This window comes from Variovorax sp. HJSM1_2 (genome assembly GCF_049316285.1).
GTDB lineage: Bacteria > Pseudomonadota > Gammaproteobacteria > Burkholderiales > Burkholderiaceae_C > Rhodoferax_B.
The window spans coordinates 217,697-235,554 of the sequence record NZ_JBMOXA010000006.1 but is presented as its reverse complement, the minus strand read 5'-3'; the positions used below and the strand labels follow the sequence as shown (position 1 = coordinate 235,554).

The following is a 17,858-nucleotide window of genomic DNA, read 5'->3' as shown; positions in this document are numbered from 1 at the left end:
GAGGCAGCAGCGCCGTGAGCCATGCCCGCAGCGCTACAAAGGGCCCGCGAGTCTACCCGCCGAGTGGCTCTACGCGTTTTTGGTTTTGCCAAGCTTGACCAGCCCGGTCGACAAGACCGTGCCACAGACAATCACCAGGCCACAACCTACCATCCACAGCGTGAGGCTTTCACCCAGGAAAACCGTGCCGTAAAACACGCCGAACACCGGAATGGCAAAGGTCACGGTCAAGGCTTTGGCCGGCCCCACGGTGGCGATCAGCCGGAAGAACAACACATAGGCCACGGCCGAACACAGCACCCCCACCACCAGCAGCGAGCCCCAGGCGTGTGCGCTGGGCAGCACCTCAGGGCGCAGCCACAGCGCGGGCAAAGCCAAACCTATGGCCGCGCCGATCTGGCTGCCGGCCGCAGTCGCCATAGGCGGCACGCCGGTGAGAAAACGTTTGGTGAAGCTGCCCGCAATGCCGTAGCACAGGCAGGCCAGCAGGCAGGCCAACACCGCCCAACCGGTGGCCGCGCCGCTGGCGCCGGGCTTGAAGCTGGCCTTTTCCCAGGCCAGCAGCACCACACCCAGAAAGCCTATGGCCAGGCCGATGATGCGCGAGCCGTCAGGCTTTTCGCGCAGCCAGACCCAGGCCACAACGGCGCCAAACAAGGGTGTTGTGGCGTTCAGGATGGACGACAAACCGGTGCTGATGGACAACACCGCATATGAGAAGCAGGCAAACGGAATCGCCGAGTTCAACAGCCCTACGCCGAGCACCGCGCGCCAGTGCTGGGCCAGTGCGGGAAACAAATTGCGCATCCACAGAAGAGGCAGCAGGGCGATGGCCGCGATCAGCACCCGCAGGCCTGCGGTGGGCACGGCGCCAAACTCCAGCGCCGCGCCACGCATGAACAGAAACGATGCGCCCCAGATGGCGGCCAGCAGCACAAAGTCGAAAATCCATTTCTTGGACTGTCCGGTGCTGGAGGTTGCGGCTGTAGCTGCGCTGATGGGTGTTTTGAGGCTGGGGTTGTTCACTGTGTTTTTCTCGTTTTATGGCTCACATGGGGCTGGGTCGCCAGGGGCGCATTCTCTCTCTGAAGCAGCCAGGCTTTGCGCTCCACACCGCCGGCATAACCGGTGAGGTCGCCGCTGCTGCCGACCACGCGGTGGCAGGGCACGACCACACTGATGGGATTGCGGCCAATCGCCGCACCCACGGCGCGCACGGCCTTGGGGCGGCCTATGTGTTGGCTCAATGCGCGGTAACTGGTGGTCGCACCGGCCGGGATCTGCAGCAGCGCTTGCCACACGGCTTGCTGAAACGGCGTGCCGCCGCCCAGGTCCAGTGGTACGTCGAACCGGGCGCTGGTGCCGGCAAAGTAAGCGACCAAGGCGTCACGCGTTTGCACCAGCACAGGATGGCTTTCCAGTGGCACCAGCGGCCATTGGTTCAGGTCGGGTTCGTGGCGCTGGCCGTCGAACCACACACCACATAAGCCTTTTTCCGAGGCGGCGAAGGTCATGGGGCCCAGCGGGCTGAGCCAGCTGGTGCGCACGGTATTGGGCGAATAGTTAATCATGATTTTGATCTCCAGCGCTTGCTGTATCTGCGAGGGCTGCTGCTGTTTTTGATAGCTTTTGGGGCTTTGCCGGGGGCGCAAGTTCGGCCCAGGCAGACAACACGGCGTAGCTGCGCCAGGGGCGCCACGCCTGGGAGGCTTCTTCCGCGGCACGCGCCGGTTGCCGTTCGGCGCGCACACCCAGCGCGTTCTGCAGCGCCACGTCCCCCGCAGGAAACGCGTCCGGCCAGCGCAGCGCACGCATGGCGATGTATTGCGCGGTCCAGTCGCCAATACCGGGCATCGCTTTCAAGGCCTGCACGGTGGCTTCCACCGGAGCCCCTGGAAACAAGGCCAGCTGCTGGCCAGCCACGGCCTGCGCCAGCGCGATGATGGCCGCCTGCCTTTGCCGCACGATGCCAAGCTGGCCGAGGGCGTCACCGGCGGCGTCGCCCAAAAGGCTGATGGCCATGGGTGTGGGGAACAAACGGTTGAGTTCGGGTCTGCTGGTTTCCATGGGTGTGCCCAGACGGTTCACCAGGCGCTGCGCCAGGGTGCGTGCGGCAGCCACGGTGATCTGCTGGCCCAACACGGCGCGTACGGCCAATTCGAAGCCGTCCATGCTGCCCGGCACACGCTGGCCCAGGCCTTGCGGAAAACGCTGGCCCAGCACCGCGTGGATGGCTTCGGGGTCGGCGTCCAGGTCTAGCCAGGCGCGCACGCGCCGGATCACATGCGGCAGTACCGAGCCCAGGCCGTCACTCACGCGCAGGACTACGCGGTGATGTGCGGGTTCAAATTCAACTTCAATCCAGCCGGTATGTTCCGCACCCGCTGCCTGCACCCGCAGCGTGCGGGCCATTTGCAAAGGCATGTGCGGGGCTTCATCCACGGGGGTTATCCATTCGACCCCCGACACCAGCCGCGTCCGGAAAAAGGCCAGCAGCGCGGCGGCATCAAACGGCGGGCGGTATGCAAGTCTGATGTTGCTGGAGGCCAGATGCTGCTCGGCCGGCGCTGCACCCTGGCGCCGCAGTTGGCTAGGGCTGAGCCGGTAGTGCGCCGCAAACGCATCGTTGAAGCGGCGCACGCTGGCATAACCGCTGGAGAGCGCTACCTGGGCCACGGGCAACTGGGTATCGGCCAGCAACTGCTTGGCGGTGAGCAGGCGGCGGGTTTGCAGGTATTGCATGGGCGACACGCCAAACTCGGCCATGAAGATGCGGCGCACGTGGCGATCGCTCACACCCATGCGTGTGGCCAGGGCTTCGACCGTGGGGGGCTCGTCGGGCCAGGCGTCGGGCTCGTCGAGCAAACGCGCAGCCTGCTGGGCCAGGATGCGCGAAGCGTCCTGCACCGACCAATGCAGGCTGTGTGGCGCCAGTTCCGGCCGGCAGCGCAGGCAAGGGCGAAAGCCGGCCAGTTCGGCCTGGGCCGCATGGGTGTAGAAGCGGCAGTTTTCGCGTTTGGGTGTGCGCACACCACATACCGGCCGGCAGTAGATGCCGGTGCTGGTGACGGCAGTGAAGAAGCGGCCGTCAAAGCGTGCGTCACGAGTGCGCAGCGCCATGTAGCAGGCATCGTCTTCCAGGCTGTTGGGGGCGGGGGTGAGGGCTTCCATGGCTTGAATCATAGGCTTGGCCTGGGCACAGGTTAGCCGTTTTCGGACATGTGCCTGAGCAGCCCTTTCAGCGCCAAGGTTTGCGAGAATGCAGCGATGCAAAACCCTATTGTTGAAGTTGCCGGGGCGTCGTGGACCGGCCGCAGCCCGCAGGCCGACTGGGCCGAGGCGCTGGAAGGCGGCGGTGTGTTGTACTTCCCGCAAATGGCCTTCAGCTTGTCGCCGGCCGAGGCGGCCTTGCTGCGCCCCGAAGTGCGTGACCCTAAGTCGCGCAACATCAGCCAACGCGCGCAGCCGGATGCGCCGGTGAAAGGTGCTGTGGGCACCGAGGCCGAGCTGGCCACGCTGAGCGCCATGATGCTGCGTTACCGCACCCAAGCCAACGCGCTGATCGACCAACTGTTTCCCAACTACACGCCGCACCTGCGACTGGAGCCCACCAGCTTTAGGCCCATGCAGGTCGAATCGCGCACGCAGTCCTGGCGTGCCGACGACAAGCGCCTGCATGTAGACGCGTTTCCCTCGCGGCCGAACCGGGGCGAACGCATTCTGCGCGTGTTCACCAATCTGAACCCGGCCGGTGTGCCGCGCCTGTGGCGTGTCGGCGAGCCGTTTGACGTGATGGCCCAACGCTTTCTGCCCCAGGCCAAGCCCTACCGTGCCTGGCAGGCCGCGTGGTTGCGGCGGCTGCGCATCACCAAGTCGCTGCGCAGCGAATACGACCACATGATGCTGCAACTGCACGACCTGCTGAAGCAGAACCTGGACTACCAGCGTACGGCCGACCAGATGGAAATGCCGTTCGCCGCGGGCAGCACCTGGGTGTGTTTTTCGGACCAGACCTTGCACGCGGTCTACAGCGGCCAGTTCATGATGGAGCAAACCTACTTTATGGCGCCGCAATACCAGACCCATCCCGAGCGCAGCCCGCTGGGGGTGTTGACGCGGCTGACCGGGCGGCCGTTGCTGGGCGCGCCGCTGTAGCGGGTGCACGGCCTCATAGCGGCGGTGCCGTTTGGAATGCGGGCAGCGTTTCGGCCTGTGCAGAAAACGCCGTCAGCACGGGATGGGCGGCTTCAGAAATCAAGTCGCCCACCAGTGGCGGCAGCAACATCTGGCTGAACTGCCAGGCGACTGCGGCCGTCACACCCGCCTGGGTCATGCCGGCCGCAGTGCAGGCCAGCGGCACACGTACCAACTCCGCCTCAAGCTCGGCATAGGCTGTCACCAATTGCTGCTGCACCCGCTCCAGCCAAGGTGCGTGTAACTTGTCTGCGGGGCGCAGCTTGTGTTCGTAGACGATTTGCACCGACTTCTCGCAGGCTGCCAGCGCCAGCCCCACCACGCGCAGCGCGTGCCGCAGGTCTTGCAGATCGGCGGGCCAGAGCGACCTGCCGGCTGCGGCTTCCACGTAGTCCAGGATCAGGTTTGAATCCATCAGCACCGTGCCGTCGTCGCAGACCAGCGTGGGCGCTTTCACCACCGGATTGAGCTGCTTGAATTGCTCAAAGGTGGAGAACACCGAAATCGAGCGATGCTCAAATGCAATGTTCAACAAATGCAGCGTGATGGCGACGCGGCGTACATAAGGCGAATCGAGCATGCCTATGAGTTGCATGATGGGTCCAGGGAGTGGAATGAGAGCGTTTGAAGATAGGCAATCCCTCGCCCTGTGTACAGGCGCAAACATCGGAAAAACCGGCCCTGGGCCGATGAACTATTGGGCAAGCGCTGCGGCGCGTGTCTGGGTCGGCCGCAGCCAGCGTTGCAGCAACTCAAAAAAAGCTTCGCTCAGCAAGGCCAGCAAGGCCGCAGGCAAGGCGCCAGCCATCAGCAGTTCGCGGTCATTCAAGGCCAGGCCGGTGACGATGCGTTCGCCATAACCACCCGCGCCGACAAATGCCGCAATGGTGGCCGTGCCAATGGCAATCGCCATGGCTGTGCGCACTCCGGCGATCAGGGTGGGCAGGGCCAAGGGCAGTTGCACGTAACGCAGGCTTTGCGTCGGCGTCATGCCCAGGGCGGTGCTGGCGTTGCGCAGGCCATCGGGCACTTCGGCCAGGCCGGTGACGGTGTTGCTCATGATGGGCAGCAACGAATAAAGCGTCAGGGCCATCAGCGCTGGCACCGTGCCAATGGCGCCGGTGAGCGAAATCAAGATCGCCAACAGCGCCAGCGAAGGCACGGTTTGCATCAGGCTGGTGAAGGTGAGCGCGGCGGCACGTGCGCGCGGCTGGGCCGCCACGGCAATTGCAATCGGCACCGCAATCACCATCGCAATGCCCACCGACAGCAGCACCAGCAGCAAATGCTGGTAGGTGAGGCGCGCGAGATCCGGGCCCAGCAGCTTGGCCATGAAACCGCGCGCGGCCGTTTCCGTGCCACCCGCTGGGCTGCCGCCAGAGGTGAGGCTTTTCAGGAAGTCGCGCGCAATCACATCAAAGGCGACACCTTGTAATTCTGCGCGGGCGTTCATCGCGATCATGGCGTGTTCGTCTATCCTGCCTTCCAGTGCCTTCAGCGCGGCCCAAGTTTGCGGCAGGCGTTGTGGCAGGTCCAGCCGGTGCAATACCAGCGCGTCGTAGCGCGGGAAATAGGCCTTGTTGTCCTGCAGCACACGCAGGCCCAAGTGGTCGATCTTGGCGTCGGTGGTGTAGATGTCGATCACGTCCACTTGCTTGGCGCCAATCGCGTCGTAGGCCAGGCCATGGTCCAGGCCCACGGGTTGGGCCTTCAAGGCGTAACGCTCGGCCATACCGCGCCAGCCGTCGGCCCGGCCTATGAATTCGTTGGACAAACCGAACTTCAACTGCGGGTGCGCCGCCAGGTCGCTCAGGGTGCGAATGCCCAGTCGCTCGGCATCGGCTGCGCGCATGGCCAGCGCGTAGCCGTCATTGAAGCCCAGCGCAATGGCTACGCCCAGGCCCAGCGGCTTGAGGGCCGCGTTCATGGCCTCGATGGAGGTGGCCTTGGGGTCTTTGAGAATCTCCTGCGCAATGGTGCCGCTGTACTCGGCATACATGTCAATGCTGCCGGAGCGCAGCGCCTCGTAGACGATGGCCGTGTTGCCTATGCCCTGCGTGAGCTTGGGCGGCTGCTGCAATGTCGGCTTGGCCGTTTGTGACAGCACCTCGGCCAGGATGTAGGACTCGGTAAAACGTTTGGAGCCAACCGTCAGCGTGCCCGGGTCCTGGGTGGCGGCATGTGATGCCGAGGCGGCGCACAAGGCAAGAAGCCCCATGAGCTTGAAGAAGGCGTTGTGCAGGAGTGACAATGCAATGGCCCCTTACGATGGTTAGGGGCCAGTTTACGTAGATTCCCTTCAAGCGAGGCAAACGGCCGTGGGCAACTTGGTGTTGGACAAAAAGGATTGGCAGATTCTCGAAGCCCTGCAGGCCGACGCAAGGCAGAGCCTGGCGGCCTTGGGTAAACAAATTGGTTTGTCGCAGCCGGCCATGAGCGAGCGTGTACGCAAGCTCGAGGACGCCGGGGTGATAGAAGGCTACGGTGCGCGCATCAACCTGCGTGCGGTGGGTGTGGGGCTGCAGGCCATCATCCGCATCCAGACCAACCACACCGGCATTCAGCCCTACCTCAAGCTATTTGCGGAAATGCCCGAGGTACTGGAGGTTGACCGCGTGACGGGCGCCGATTGTTTTGTTGTGCGCTGCGCCATTGCCCAGCCGGAAGATCTGGAGCGTGTGGTCGACACCCTGGCCACCTATGGCGCGGTGACCACCTCGTTGGTGTTGTCCAGCCCGGTGCGCAAAGGCGTGCTGCGGCCTGCGCAAAACCCGCCTCAGCCTAGACTGGTCGCGGTGGCGCCAGCCCCGGCCAAGCCACGGCGCAAGGCTTGAACCTGGCTGAATGTGCTTGAGTGCGCTAGAACCTCAGCCCTTGGCCTGGGCGCGCCGTGCGTCCAGTGCGGCCGCCAGTTTGGCCGGCAGGGGCAGGGGCTCGCCGTGCAGGCGTGCCGCCAATAGTTCTGCACACAACACGGCCAGCGTCAGGCCGCGCGAGCCCATGGCGGTGCTGACCCATAGGCCAGGTGCGTGCTGCGCATCGAGCGGGCCCACCAGCGGCAGCCGATCCGGATAGGTGCAACGCACTCCGGCCCAGGCAGTGACCGCGCCTTCCTCAAAAGCCGGCTGCAAGGCGGCTGCCACCTGGGGTAAAAGTATTTGTAATTTGGCCCAATTCGCGGTGTGGTCTTCGGGGCGGATCAGGGCCTGATCACAAGCGCGTTCGTAGGTGGCGCCGGTGATCCAGATCGCTTGGGCCTCATCGGGCCCGGGCACACCGCTGATGAAACTGCCCAGGCCATTCACGGGAAACGGCGGGCGTGTCGCTTCCAACTCGGGCGGGGCCTCGCTCATGGAGCCATAAGCCACCTGGCCGCGTAGTGGGTTCAGCGGCAGCGCGGCGGGCAGCAAACCATGTGTGAGTGCCCGTGTGCCGTAGGCCGTGGCCAGCACCACCAGCGGCGCTTGCAGAATGTTGTTGCCGGTTGCGTCCAAGAGTTGCCAGGCCGCGCCATCCGCCGTGCGTTGCAGGCGCTCCACGCGCACGCCGCCACACCATTGCACACCCGGCGTGGCCAGCAGCGCGCGCACCAGAGCGGCCGGGCGTAGCCAGCCGGCGCTGGCGTGCCAATGGCATGCCTCACTGGGCAGATCGCTCGGCAGGCCGGCTTGTGTACGTTGCGCGTGGCTCGCGGGGCGGCTCCAGTCGCGGCTGGCGGCGTCGTCATGTGGCAGTTTTTTGACCGAACCCTCGGCTTGATGCTGCAGCACACCAGTGGGGCCCCAGTCCACATCTTCACGCAGCAGGCCGCGCGCCAGCTCGCGTGTGGCGCGCACACCCGCACGCGTGATGCGTGAGACCAGGTTGTCATCTCCCGACACATGGGGCGCAAACAAGCCCGCTGGCAAGGCCGACGCGCCGGTGGCGGGTCGATCGGCCGCGTCCAGCACCAGCACACGCCAGCCGCGCCGCGCCAGGCTGGCGGCCGCGCTGGCACCTGCAATGCCCGCGCCAATGACGATGCAGTCGCCTGGCTCGCCCGTCCAATAGGCGGGCTCGCTCACGTCGCCACGCGGCGTCCATGCTGGGGCGTATTCGCCTTTTAGGAGGTCGTGTGTTTTTTGTACCTTGAATCCCACTTGCGCCAAAGCGTCGTGTACGGCTTGCGTGGTGGCTTCAGTGGCGATGCGCGTACCCAAGCGGCAGCAGCGCGCCACGGCCTTGAGTGTGTGTGGCGACCATTGCTCTGTGTTCGTTCCATCAAGGTACACGCTGTCAGCCTGACAGGGCCGCTCGCGCAGCATGACCTGGGCATCGCCAATACACAGGGTCAGCAGTACTTGGCCGCCTTCAAATACCAGGCGATGCACGCCCGGCTGCAGCCCCCACAACTGCGCGGCCAGTTGCGTTGCGAGCGGGTGCTGCACGTGATCAAAGTTGACCGGCCCAGCCGCAATGGCGACGAAGTGCAGCACACGTGGCCGCGCTGGGTCGCGTCGCCAGGCATCCCAGGTGGCGAGAAAGTTCAGCCCAGCGCCAAAGCTTGTCTCCAATACACACCAGCGCGGCTGACCGCGCCAAGCCACGGGCAGGCCGCAGCCTTGGAGCAACGCATCAGCAGATTCAGCCATGAGGGAACAAATACGGGGTCATGAAACAAAAACGGCCTGGGACTTTCGCCCAGGCCGCTCAATTGTGGCGGTTAGAACCTGCTTACGAACTTAGGCCGAAGGCGGCACGTAGCCCTGCGCGGCGTCGGCGCCGGCGCCGAAGAAATGGTTTTCCATCTGCCGCGCCAGGTATTGGCGGGCGCGCAGATCGGCCAGGTTGAGGCGGTTTTCGTTCACCAGCATGGTCTGGTGCTTGATCCAGCCGGCCCAGGCTTCCTTGCTGACGTTTTCCCAAATGCGTTGGCCGAGCGCGCCGGGGTAGGGGGGGAAATCAAGTCCTTCAGCTTCTTTGCCGAGCTTGATGCATTGAACCATGCGTGCCATGAGTGTGGGTACTTTCGCTTGTCTTAGATGTTTGGGTAATTTAAAACTGAAAACTAAGTAGTTTTAGTTTTTTGCAACGGCTTCCAGAATGCGTTCCATCAAGTTTTTTGAGGAATTGGAGCCAAAAATGACGTCACGCCGCAACTTTATCAATGTTTCCGCCCAGGCCGCTTTGGCCCTCACCCTCGCAGGGTCGGCTATTGGCGCCATCGCCCAATCGGCACCAGCGCCTGTCACGTTGCTGAACGTGTCGTACGACCCAACCCGCGAGCTGTATGTGGACTACAACGCCGCCTTCAGCAAGTACTGGAAGGGCAAGACCGGCCAGGACGTGACCATCAAACAATCGCATGGCGGCTCGGGCAAACAGGCCCGCTCGGTGATCGATGGCATTGACGCCGATGTGGTGACGCTGGCGCTGGGCGGCGACGTGGACGCACTGGTGAACAACGGCGGCCTGATCAAGCAGGACTGGGTCAAGCGCCTGCCGCACAACTCGGCACCCTACAGCTCGACCATTGTGTTCCTGGTGCGCAAGGGCAACCCCAAGGGTGTGAAGGACTGGGACGACCTGATCAAGCCCGGTGTGTCGGTGATCACCCCCAACCCCAAGACCTCGGGTGGTGCGCGCTGGAACTACCTCGCCGCCTGGGAATACGCCAAGCGCAAGCAGGGCGGCGACGCACAAGCCAAGACCTTCGTCAGCGCACTGTTCAAGAACGTGCCCGTGCTGGACACCGGCGCACGTGGCTCCACCATCACCTTTGTGCAGCGCAATGTGGGCGACGTGCTGCTGGCCTGGGAAAACGAAGCCTTCCTGGCGCTGAAGGAATTCGGCCCCGAGAAGTTTGAAATCGTCGTGCCCAGCATCAGCATCCTGGCCGAACCTTCGGTCTCTGTCGTAGACAAGGTGGTGGACCGCAAGGGCTCGCGTGCTGTCGCCACGGCCTACCTGGAGTACCTGTATTCCGATGAAGGCCAAGAAATTGCCGGTCGTAACTACTACCGCCCCACCGCCGACAAGGCCAAGGCCAAGTACGCCAACCAGTTCCCCAAGCTGACGCTGTTCACCATTGACCAGGCGTTTGGTGGCTGGGGCAAGGCCGACAAGGCCCACTTTGCCGACGGTGGCTCGTTCGATCAAATCTATACCAACAAATAAGCCGTCACGGCTTGCTGAAACCAGGGAACCCCCATGTCTGTTTTGTTGATTGCCGGTAGCCCGTCCGAACGTTCACGTTCTGCGGCTTTGCTGGACAGCGTTTCGCAGCAACTGGCCAGCCGAGGCCAATTGGTCGAACGCCTGCATATTCGCGATCTGTCGCCGCAGGCGCTGCTGCTGGCCGACGTGGGGCACCGCACCATCAGCCAGGCTGTGGATCTGGTGGCCCGTGCCCGTGTGCTGGTGGTGGCCACGCCGGTCTACAAGGCGGCCTACAGCGGCGTGCTGAAGGTGTTTTTGGACCTGCTGCCACAAACCGCACTGAAGGGCAAAACCGTGTTGCCTTTGGCCACCGGTGGCAGCCCACACCACATGTTGGCGCTGGACTACGCGCTGCGTCCGGTGTTGCAGTCGCTGGGGGCCAAACACATACTGCCCGGCATCTATGCCACGGATGCGCAAGTGACCTCGATTCCCGAGGGCGCCTACCTCGTAGGCCCGGAGATCTCCAGCCGTATCGACGAAGCGGTGAACACGCTGGTGACCGAAACCCTGCGTCCAGCGCCAGTGCCCGCCGGGCGTTTCGAGCCTGTGCATTTCTCGCAAGTGCGATGTAGCGTTTAACAAGCGGTGAGGGCAGGCGGCAAACGCCGCACTGCTCCGCACCGGTCTTTTCATCTTTTCCATTTGTTTTTGCAAATGCCCCGGTGTTGCGGGCAGGGGCTGCTGTTGCCCTGCACCACGTATACGCCGCCAAAGATTTGTTGAACCTTCTACATCCTGAAAGAAATTTGCCATGACCATCTCATTTAATCGCCGCCAGGTCCTGACCAGCGCCATCGCCGCAGCGGCCCTGGGCGGCAGCAGCCTGACGCAGGCGCAAAGCGGTGAACGTATCTTGCGTGTGGGCCATCAGAAAGGCTGGCTGTCCGTGCTGAAGGGCCGCGGCACGCTGGAGAAACGCCTGGCGCCGCTGGGCGTGAAGGTCAGTTGGACCGAATTCAACGCCGGTCCGGTGCAGCTGGAAGCGCTGAACGTTGGTGCCATCGATTTTGGTGACGTGGGCGAAGCGCCGCCAATCTTTGCCCAGGCCGCCGGTGCGCCGCTGGTCTACGCCGGTGCCACCGTGCCACGCCCAGCGTTAGAGGCGGTGATCGTGCCCAAGACCTCGGCCATCCAGCACGTCAAAGACCTCAAGGGCAAACGCATCGCCTACAACAAGGGCTCGAACGTGCATTACTTCCTGGTGAAGCTGCTCGAAAAACACGGCCTGAAGTACAGCGATGTGCAGTCGGTTTTTCTGGCGCCAGCCGATGCGCGGGCGGCGTTTGAAAAAGGCGCGGTCGATGCCTGGATCATCTGGGACCCGTTCCTTGCCGCCGCACAAAAAACGCTGGACGCCCGTACCCTGGCAGACGCCACCGGTGTGGTGCACAACCGTGCCTACTACTTCACCTCGCGTGACTTCGCCACGCGTAATGCCGACGTGCTGCGCATTGCGCTCGAAGAACTCAACAACATCGACAACTGGGCGGCACAGAACAAGGATGCTGCCGCTGCCGAGCTGGCCAGTGTGCTTGGCCTGGACAAGAGCATCACCGCGCTCTACCTCAGCCGCGCGCAGTTTGGCACCGCCCCGGTGACCCGCGCCATCCTGGCCGAGCAGCAGCAAATTGCCGACACCTTCTTCGACCTGAAGCTGATCCCGAAGAAGCTCAACCTGCTGCACGCCGCACCGGTGGATCTGTAAACACACACCGTCTGGAGCACACCATGAGCCTGTTATCCGTTCCACCAGCACAGCGCCGCCGCGCACTGCAGTTGTTGGGCACCACCGCGTTCAGCTGGAGCCTGTCCAGCCTGTTCGCGCAGGATGCCAAGGCGCAAGGTGTCTCCGCCGTGGCGGCACCCGAGGTGCTGCGCATAGGCTACCAAAAGGCGGCCGTCAACCTGGTGATCCTGAAGCAGCAGGGCGTGCTGGAAAAACGCTTCCCCAACAGCAAGATTGTCTGGCTGGAGTTTCCGGCTGGCCCGCAGTTGCTGGAAGCATTGGCCAGCGGCAGCCTGGAGTTTGGCTTGACCGGCGACACCCCACCGGTGTTTGCACAGTCGGCCGGCATCGAGTTGCTGTATGTGGGCGCCGAGCCTTCCAAGCCCGACAGCTCGGCCATTCTGGTGCCGGGCCCCTCACCGCTGAAGTCGCTGCAGGACCTCAAGGGCCGCCGTGTGGCGTTCCAGAAAGGCTCCAGCGCGCACTACCTGGTGCTGCGTGCGCTGGAGAAGGCCAACCTGGCCTGGAGCGACATTCAACCGGTGTACCTGGCACCCGCCGATGCACGTGCCGCGTTTGAAAAAGGCGCGGTCGATGCATGGGCCATCTGGGACCCGTTTTATGCGGCGACCGAACTGGCGATCAGCCCACGCGCCTTGGCCACGGGACGCGGGCTGTCTGGCAACAACTCGTTTTACCTGGCGGCCAAACCGTTTGTGCAAAAACACCCGCAAGTGCTGGGCGCGTTGTTCGACGAACTGACCCGCGCCGACCGCCTGGCGCAGGACGCGCGCAAGGAAGCCATCAAGCTGATTGCCAACTTCAGTGGCCTGGATGCCGGGGTGGTGAGCCTGTTCATACAGCGCCGCCCGCCATCCCCCGTGGGTTTGCTGAACGCACAAATCGTGGCCGACCAGCAGCGTGTGGCCGATGCCTTTCTAAAGCTAGGCCTGATCCCCCGCGCCGTGCGTGTGAGCGACATCGTCTGGCGCCCCACGCCGGCCGAGCTTGGCCGATTGGCGGCTGGCTGAGCAACGTACTCCCCTTCAAAAAACACCCCTAGAAATTTCCGAACACGTCTTCAGGAGCCTCTTCCATGCAAGTATTCTGGTTCATTCCCACCCACGGCGACAGCCGTTACCTTGGCACCGCTGAAGGCGCGCGCCAGATCGGCCACGATTACTTCAAGCAGATCGCCGTCGCGGCCGACAGCCTGGGTTATGAAGGTGTTTTGTTGCCCACAGGCCGCACCTGTGAAGACCCTTGGGTGGTCGCCGCGAGCCTGATCCCCGTGACACGCCGCCTCAAGTTCCTGGTCGCCGTGCGCCCCGGCCTGCACCAGCCTGGTCTGGCCGCACGCATGGCCGCTACGTTCGACCGCCTCTCGGGTGGCCGCCTGCTGATCAACCTGGTCACCGGCGGCGATCAAGCCGAGTTGGAAGGTGATGGCGTGTACCTCGATCACGCGGCACGCTACGAACAATCGGCCGAGTTCATCCGCATCTGGCGCGAAGTCATTGCGCGCAGCCATGAAGGCCAGAGTCTGGACTTCGACGGCCAGCACATCCAGGTCAAAGGCGCCAAGCTGCTGTTCCCGTCGGTGCAGCGTCCCTATCCGCCGGTTTATTTTGGTGGCTCGTCCGAGCCCGCACACGATCTGGCCGCCGAGCAGGTGGATGCCTACCTCACCTGGGGTGAACCACCGGCCGAAGTGGCCAAGAAGATTGCCGACGTACGTGCGCGTGCCGCCAAACACGGCCGCACGCTGCGCTTTGGTATCCGCCTGCACGTCATCGTGCGCGAAAGCGACAGCCGCGCCTGGGAAGCCGCGGAAGACCTCATCAGCCGCGTGAAGGACGAGACCGTGGTCAACGCCCAGGCGGCCTTTGCACGCATGGATTCGGTCGGCCAGCGGCGTATGGCCGCGCTGCATGCCAAGGGGGTCAAGCGTACGCGCGCCGACCTGGAAATCAGTCCCAACCTGTGGGCTGGTGTAGGCCTGGTGCGTGGTGGTGCCGGCACGGCCCTGGTGGGCGACCCGCACACCGTGGCCGAACGTATGCAGGAATACGCGGCGGCTGGCATAGACACCTTTGTGTTGTCGGGCTACCCGCACCTGGAAGAGGCCTACCGTTTTGCCGAACTGGTGTTCCCGCTGTTGCCGCTGGCGTTGCGCGACAAGCTCCATGGCGGGCCGGTTTTTGGTGAAGCCGTGGGCAACAGCTATGTGCCACGCGCTGTGGTTCCGCACACCGCACTGCACGCCGCAAATTCGCTAGCACCTGATGCCGCACGTGCGGCATCACAAAGCTGAGGAGGACCAGCCCATGCCCATCCATTCCATCCAACGTGTGCACCACGTGCAACTGGCCTATCCGGCCGGCGCCGAGGGGCAGATCCGCAACTTCTACCACCAGCTTCTGGGCCTGCCCGAGCTGCGCCAGCCGCCCAGCCGCACCCTGCGTTTTGCGGCCGGTGCGCAGCAGATAGAGCTGGTGCCCACCGACAGCAACGCGCCCGCACCCGTGGCCTCGCACCTGGCCTTCGAGGTCGACAACCTGCCTGAATTACGCAGCCGCTTGCTGCAAGCGCAACTGCAGTTGGTGGAGAACCGCGCATTGCCCGGTTATCTGCGTTTTTATGTCAAAGACCCAGCGGGCAACCAACTGGAGTTTTTGGAACCCGACGACGAATTGGAGTACCCCGTATGACGCAATCTGTGCAAGAACTCTCTGTCTCGCCGCTGCCCGATAGCCAGTTGGCCGAGCCCGGCAGCGGTGCCACTGCTGCCGCCCTAGGTCGCTTTGCCACTGTGCTGGGCCAACGGCTGCTGCCCTGGCTGGTGCCGGTGTTGTTGATCACGGTGTGGCAAATCGCCTCCACGCTGGGTTGGCTCTCAACCCGCGTGTTGCCCGCGCCGGTGGACGTGGTGCGTGCTGCCTGGACGCTGGCCGTGTCGGGCGAGTTGTGGGTGCACGTGAAGATCAGCGCTGGTCGCGCACTTGCCGGCTTGGCGATTGGTGGCGGCTTGGGCCTGCTGCTGGGCCTGCTGACTGGTTCCATCCGCTTCTTTGAGACGCTGCTCGATTCGACCATTCAGATGGTGCGCAACATCCCCGCATTGGCACTGATTCCGCTGGTCATCCTGTGGTTTGGCATTGACGAGTCGGCCAAGCTGTTCCTGATCAGCGTGTCGGTGTTCTTCCCGATTTACCTCAACACCTTCCACGGCATCCGCAATGTGGATCCGGGCCTGATCGAAATGGGCCGCACCTACGGCCTCACACGCTGGCAACTGTACCGCGACATCGTCTTACCGGGCGCGCTGTCGTCCATCCTGGTGGGCCTGCGTTTTTCGCTGGGTTTGATGTGGGTGATTCTGATCGTGGCCGAGACCATTTCTGCGCAGTCTGGCATTGGTTACCTGACCATGAACGCCCGCGAATTCCTGCAGACCGACGTGGTGCTCGTGGGCATTCTGCTCTACGCGCTGCTGGGCAAGCTGGCCGACGTTTTTGCGCGTGGGCTGGAGCACTGGTGGCTGCGCTGGCACCCCGGCTACCAAGCCAAGGTCAACGCTTGAAGCACAGCATCTGAGAGACACATCATGAATTTGAATCGTTCTTTGAACCGCCGCCATGTGTTGACAGGCTTGGCAGCAATGGGCGTGCTGGGCACGACTGGATTGGCGTCCGCACAAGCTAACGCTACGGTTCGCATCGGCTACCAAAAGTCGTCCACGCTGATCGCCGTGCTGAAGACCCAGGGAGTGCTGGAGCAACAACTCGCGCCGCTGGGCGTGAAGCTGTCCTGGCACGAATTCACCAGCGGCTTGCCGCTTTTGGAGGCCTTGAACCTGGACAACCTGGACTTCACCGCCGACGTGGCCGACACCGTGCCGGTGTTCGCCCAGGCGGCTGGTGCAAACCTGACCTTTGTGGCGCAGGAAGCGCCGTCGCCCACGGCCCAGGCGATTGTGGTGCGCTCCGACTCGCCCTTGCGCAGCGTGGCCGACCTCAAGGGCAAACGAGTCGGTTTTGCCAAGGCTGCGGGTGTGCACTACCTGCTGATCGCCGCGCTGGAAAAGGCCGGGCTCAGCTTGCGCGACATCGAGCCCGCCTACCTGACCCCGGCCGATGGCCGTGCCGCGTTTGAACGCGGCGCCATAGACGCCTGGGTGGTGTGGGACCCATTTTTGTCCGCCGCCCAACGCCAGTCGAACATCCGTGTGCTGGCCGACGGCACGGGTGTGGCGTCCTACCAGCGCTACTACCTGGCCAGCACGCGTTATGCGCAGGCGCGGCCCGATGTGCTCAAGGTGATCTACGCCGAACTGGTGAAAACCGGCCAATGGGTGAAGGCCAATCCACGCGACGCGGCGGCACTGCTGGCGCCGGTGTGGGGGCTGGATGCCGCCACCGTGGAGCAGGCCAATGGTCGCCGCAGCTACGCCGTGCGCCCGGTGGTGCTGGACGGCCTGGCCGAGCAGCAACGTATTGCCGATGCCTTCCTGAGTGAAAAGCTGTTGCCCAAGCGTGTCAACACGCTGGAAGTTTCTCTTTACAAACCTGGAGCCTGAAGATGTCCGACGTTTCCGCACCAGAAAAAGCCGACACGGCCAAAGGTGGCCTGCGCCTGCGCTTGCGCAACCTGAGCAAGAGTTATGGCGCACGCGAAGTGCTGCGCAACACCCAACTGGAAATCGAACCCGGCGAATTTGTCGCCATCGTGGGCCGCAGCGGCTGCGGCAAAAGCACCTTGCTGCGCCTGGTGGCCGGCCTGGAGTCGGCCAGCAGCGGTTCGCTGCAGACCGATGGCCAGGAGATCAAGGGCTTGCGCCCCGACACCCGCATCATGTTCCAGGAAGCGCGCCTGCTGCCCTGGCACCGCGTGCTGGACAACGTGCTGCTGGGCCTGCCCACGGCCGCCATCCAACGCGGCCGCGAAGTGCTGCAGCAGGTGGGCCTGGGCGACCGCGCCAACGAATGGCCGGCGCGTTTGTCGGGCGGTCAACGCCAACGTGTGGCGCTGGCGCGGGCGCTGGTGCACCGCCCGCAGTTGCTGCTGCTGGACGAGCCTCTGGGCGCGCTGGATGCTTTGACGCGCACCGAGATGCACCGCCTGATCGAAGGCCTGTGGCAGCGCCATCGTTTCACCGCCTTGCTGGTGACACACGACGTGCAAGAGGCCGTGGCCCTGGCCGACCGCGTGATCCTGATCGAAGACGGGCGTATTGCGCTGGATGAACGCATCACGCTAGCACGCCCGCGTTCACAAGGTGATGCGGCCTTTGCCGCGATCGAAAAACGCATTCTCGACCGTGTGCTGCAAAAGCCCGACGCTGAACCCGCGCAGCCCAGCGACTGGCCGGGTGTGCCAGCCGTTGGCCTGCGCTGGGCGATCTGAATCTTTTACTGTTTCAACATTTCTCTAACGGACTACAAAAGGAGTACCCCATGTCCATTCAAGCCATCAATGTGCGCAACCAGTTCAAAGGCAAAGTCCGCGAAATCATCCGCGGCGACGTGGTCTCGGAAGTCGACGTGGAAACGCCGTTTGGCGTGGTCACCTCGGTGATCACCACGCGCTCGGTCGACGACCTGGGCTTGGTGGTGGGCTCGGATGTTGTGGCCTTGGTCAAGTCGACCGAAGTCTCTATCGCCAAGCTGTAAGGTCAAGCTGTCAGGCCAAGCTCTCAAACGTTTTAAGAAAAAAGTGGCTGCAGCACTTGCACAAC

The 17,858-nt window shown here is 63.6% G+C and carries 19 protein-coding genes; 12 read left to right on the top strand and 7 right to left on the bottom strand.

Translation table 11 applies throughout. The annotated features are described in order from the left end of the window. Positions 1-69 precede the first annotated feature (69 nt). From ACFQ95_RS09180 to ACFQ95_RS09170, 3 genes are read right to left on the bottom strand one after another with little or no spacing between them, the layout of a single operon-like run. Positions 70-999: a DMT family transporter gene (locus ACFQ95_RS09180; RefSeq protein ID WP_422830578.1), complete on the bottom strand. Its 930-nt coding sequence runs from the start codon at positions 997-999 to the stop codon at positions 70-72. Positions 1,000-1,022: 23 nt separating this feature from the next. Next, positions 1,023-1,568 carry a methylated-DNA--[protein]-cysteine S-methyltransferase gene (locus ACFQ95_RS09175; protein WP_422830577.1) on the bottom strand — a complete coding sequence of 182 codons (546 nt, stop codon included), beginning with the start codon at positions 1,566-1,568 and terminating at the stop codon, positions 1,023-1,025. Then, complete coding sequence (locus ACFQ95_RS09170; RefSeq protein ID WP_422830541.1) at positions 1,564-3,171, bottom strand: DNA-3-methyladenine glycosylase 2 family protein; 1,608 nt, start codon at positions 3,169-3,171, stop codon at positions 1,564-1,566. Before ACFQ95_RS09170 ends, ACFQ95_RS09175 begins: the two co-directional genes overlap by 5 nt. Before the next feature lie 96 nt (positions 3,172-3,267). Here ACFQ95_RS09170 and ACFQ95_RS09165 point away from each other — a divergent pair, with 96 nt between their 5' ends. Further along, positions 3,268-4,155 (top strand): Kdo hydroxylase family protein, encoded by an 888-nt coding sequence (locus ACFQ95_RS09165; protein WP_422830540.1) that lies wholly within the window; start codon positions 3,268-3,270, stop codon positions 4,153-4,155. Between the two features lie 13 nt (positions 4,156-4,168). On the opposite strand, the gene ACFQ95_RS09160 is transcribed toward ACFQ95_RS09165, so the two are convergent. Then, complete coding sequence (locus ACFQ95_RS09160) at positions 4,169-4,789, bottom strand: glutathione S-transferase (RefSeq protein WP_422830539.1); 621 nt, start codon at positions 4,787-4,789, stop codon at positions 4,169-4,171. A gap of 99 nt (positions 4,790-4,888) precedes the next feature. Further along, entirely contained in the window at positions 4,889-6,445 is a 1,557-nt protein-coding gene (locus ACFQ95_RS09155; RefSeq protein ID WP_422830538.1) for a glycine betaine ABC transporter substrate-binding protein, read from the bottom strand. A 76-nt stretch (positions 6,446-6,521) separates the two neighbouring features. On the opposite strand from ACFQ95_RS09155, the gene ACFQ95_RS09150 reads away from it, so the two are divergent. Beyond that, positions 6,522-7,028: an Lrp/AsnC family transcriptional regulator gene (locus ACFQ95_RS09150; protein WP_422830537.1), complete on the top strand. Its 507-nt coding sequence runs from the start codon at positions 6,522-6,524 to the stop codon at positions 7,026-7,028. Positions 7,029-7,061: 33 nt separating this feature from the next. On the opposite strand, the gene mnmC is transcribed toward ACFQ95_RS09150, so the two are convergent. Continuing rightward, positions 7,062-8,825, bottom strand: a complete 1,764-nt coding sequence (gene mnmC, locus ACFQ95_RS09145) for an FAD-dependent 5-carboxymethylaminomethyl-2-thiouridine(34) oxidoreductase MnmC (RefSeq protein WP_422830536.1) — start codon at positions 8,823-8,825, stop codon at positions 7,062-7,064. A 90-nt stretch (positions 8,826-8,915) separates the two neighbouring features. Next, on the bottom strand, positions 8,916-9,188 hold the full coding sequence (locus ACFQ95_RS09140; protein WP_422830535.1) for an oxidative damage protection protein: 273 nt from the start codon (positions 9,186-9,188) through the stop codon (positions 8,916-8,918). Positions 9,189-9,315: 127 nt separating this feature from the next. Here ACFQ95_RS09140 and ACFQ95_RS09135 point away from each other — a divergent pair, with 127 nt between their 5' ends. The 10 genes from ACFQ95_RS09135 to ACFQ95_RS09090 all read left to right on the top strand — a co-directional run bounded on the left by ACFQ95_RS09135 (position 9,316) and on the right by ACFQ95_RS09090 (position 17,793). Further along, on the top strand, positions 9,316-10,350 hold the full coding sequence (locus ACFQ95_RS09135) for a sulfate ABC transporter substrate-binding protein (protein ID WP_422830534.1): 1,035 nt from the start codon (positions 9,316-9,318) through the stop codon (positions 10,348-10,350). A gap of 33 nt (positions 10,351-10,383) precedes the next feature. Continuing rightward, complete coding sequence (gene ssuE / locus ACFQ95_RS09130; protein ID WP_422830533.1) at positions 10,384-10,974, top strand: NADPH-dependent FMN reductase; 591 nt, start codon at positions 10,384-10,386, stop codon at positions 10,972-10,974. 172 nt (positions 10,975-11,146) lie between these two features. Next, positions 11,147-12,100: a sulfonate ABC transporter substrate-binding protein gene (locus tag ACFQ95_RS09125; RefSeq protein ID WP_422830532.1), complete on the top strand. Its 954-nt coding sequence runs from the start codon at positions 11,147-11,149 to the stop codon at positions 12,098-12,100. A 23-nt stretch (positions 12,101-12,123) separates the two neighbouring features. After that, positions 12,124-13,152, top strand: coding sequence for an aliphatic sulfonate ABC transporter substrate-binding protein (locus ACFQ95_RS09120; RefSeq protein ID WP_422830531.1), 1,029 nt, complete (start codon positions 12,124-12,126; stop codon positions 13,150-13,152). A gap of 65 nt (positions 13,153-13,217) precedes the next feature. Then, a complete protein-coding gene (ssuD, locus tag ACFQ95_RS09115; protein WP_422830530.1) occupies positions 13,218-14,435 on the top strand; it encodes an FMNH2-dependent alkanesulfonate monooxygenase in 1,218 nt (405 codons plus the stop codon). 13 nt (positions 14,436-14,448) lie between these two features. After that, positions 14,449-14,832 carry a VOC family protein gene (locus tag ACFQ95_RS09110; RefSeq protein WP_422830529.1) on the top strand — a complete coding sequence of 128 codons (384 nt, stop codon included), beginning with the start codon at positions 14,449-14,451 and terminating at the stop codon, positions 14,830-14,832. Further along, a complete protein-coding gene (ssuC, locus tag ACFQ95_RS09105) occupies positions 14,829-15,704 on the top strand; it encodes an aliphatic sulfonate ABC transporter permease SsuC (RefSeq protein WP_422830528.1) in 876 nt (291 codons plus the stop codon). Before ACFQ95_RS09110 ends, ssuC begins: the two co-directional genes overlap by 4 nt. A gap of 78 nt (positions 15,705-15,782) precedes the next feature. Beyond that, positions 15,783-16,700 carry an aliphatic sulfonate ABC transporter substrate-binding protein gene (locus tag ACFQ95_RS09100; RefSeq protein WP_422830576.1) on the top strand — a complete coding sequence of 306 codons (918 nt, stop codon included), beginning with the start codon at positions 15,783-15,785 and terminating at the stop codon, positions 16,698-16,700. A gap of 2 nt (positions 16,701-16,702) precedes the next feature. Beyond that, entirely contained in the window at positions 16,703-17,527 is an 825-nt protein-coding gene (locus ACFQ95_RS09095) for an ATP-binding cassette domain-containing protein (protein ID WP_422830527.1), read from the top strand. 50 nt (positions 17,528-17,577) lie between these two features. Beyond that, positions 17,578-17,793 carry a TOBE domain-containing protein gene (locus ACFQ95_RS09090; RefSeq protein ID WP_422830526.1) on the top strand — a complete coding sequence of 72 codons (216 nt, stop codon included), beginning with the start codon at positions 17,578-17,580 and terminating at the stop codon, positions 17,791-17,793. Positions 17,794-17,858: the final 65 nt, after the last annotated feature.

Coding starts and splice junctions, on each gene's coding strand:
- ssuD (WP_422830530.1), top strand. CDS start 13,218: ATGCAAGTATTCTGGTTCATTCCCACCCACGGCGACAGCCGTTACCTT.
- ACFQ95_RS09135 (WP_422830534.1), top strand. CDS start 9,316: ATGACGTCACGCCGCAACTTTATCAATGTTTCCGCCCAGGCCGCTTTG.
- ssuC (WP_422830528.1), top strand. CDS start 14,829: ATGACGCAATCTGTGCAAGAACTCTCTGTCTCGCCGCTGCCCGATAGC.
- ACFQ95_RS09100 (WP_422830576.1), top strand. CDS start 15,783: ATGGGCGTGCTGGGCACGACTGGATTGGCGTCCGCACAAGCTAACGCT.
- ACFQ95_RS09170 (WP_422830541.1), bottom strand. CDS start 3,171: ATGGAAGCCCTCACCCCCGCCCCCAACAGCCTGGAAGACGATGCCTGC.
- ACFQ95_RS09125 (WP_422830532.1), top strand. CDS start 11,147: ATGACCATCTCATTTAATCGCCGCCAGGTCCTGACCAGCGCCATCGCC.
- ACFQ95_RS09090 (WP_422830526.1), top strand. CDS start 17,578: ATGTCCATTCAAGCCATCAATGTGCGCAACCAGTTCAAAGGCAAAGTC.
- mnmC (WP_422830536.1), bottom strand. CDS start 8,825: ATGGCTGAATCTGCTGATGCGTTGCTCCAAGGCTGCGGCCTGCCCGTG.
- ACFQ95_RS09160 (WP_422830539.1), bottom strand. CDS start 4,789: ATGCAACTCATAGGCATGCTCGATTCGCCTTATGTACGCCGCGTCGCC.
- ACFQ95_RS09110 (WP_422830529.1), top strand. CDS start 14,449: ATGCCCATCCATTCCATCCAACGTGTGCACCACGTGCAACTGGCCTAT.
- ACFQ95_RS09140 (WP_422830535.1), bottom strand. CDS start 9,188: ATGGCACGCATGGTTCAATGCATCAAGCTCGGCAAAGAAGCTGAAGGA.
- ACFQ95_RS09095 (WP_422830527.1), top strand. CDS start 16,703: ATGTCCGACGTTTCCGCACCAGAAAAAGCCGACACGGCCAAAGGTGGC.
- ACFQ95_RS09165 (WP_422830540.1), top strand. CDS start 3,268: ATGCAAAACCCTATTGTTGAAGTTGCCGGGGCGTCGTGGACCGGCCGC.
- ACFQ95_RS09120 (WP_422830531.1), top strand. CDS start 12,124: ATGAGCCTGTTATCCGTTCCACCAGCACAGCGCCGCCGCGCACTGCAG.
- ssuE (WP_422830533.1), top strand. CDS start 10,384: ATGTCTGTTTTGTTGATTGCCGGTAGCCCGTCCGAACGTTCACGTTCT.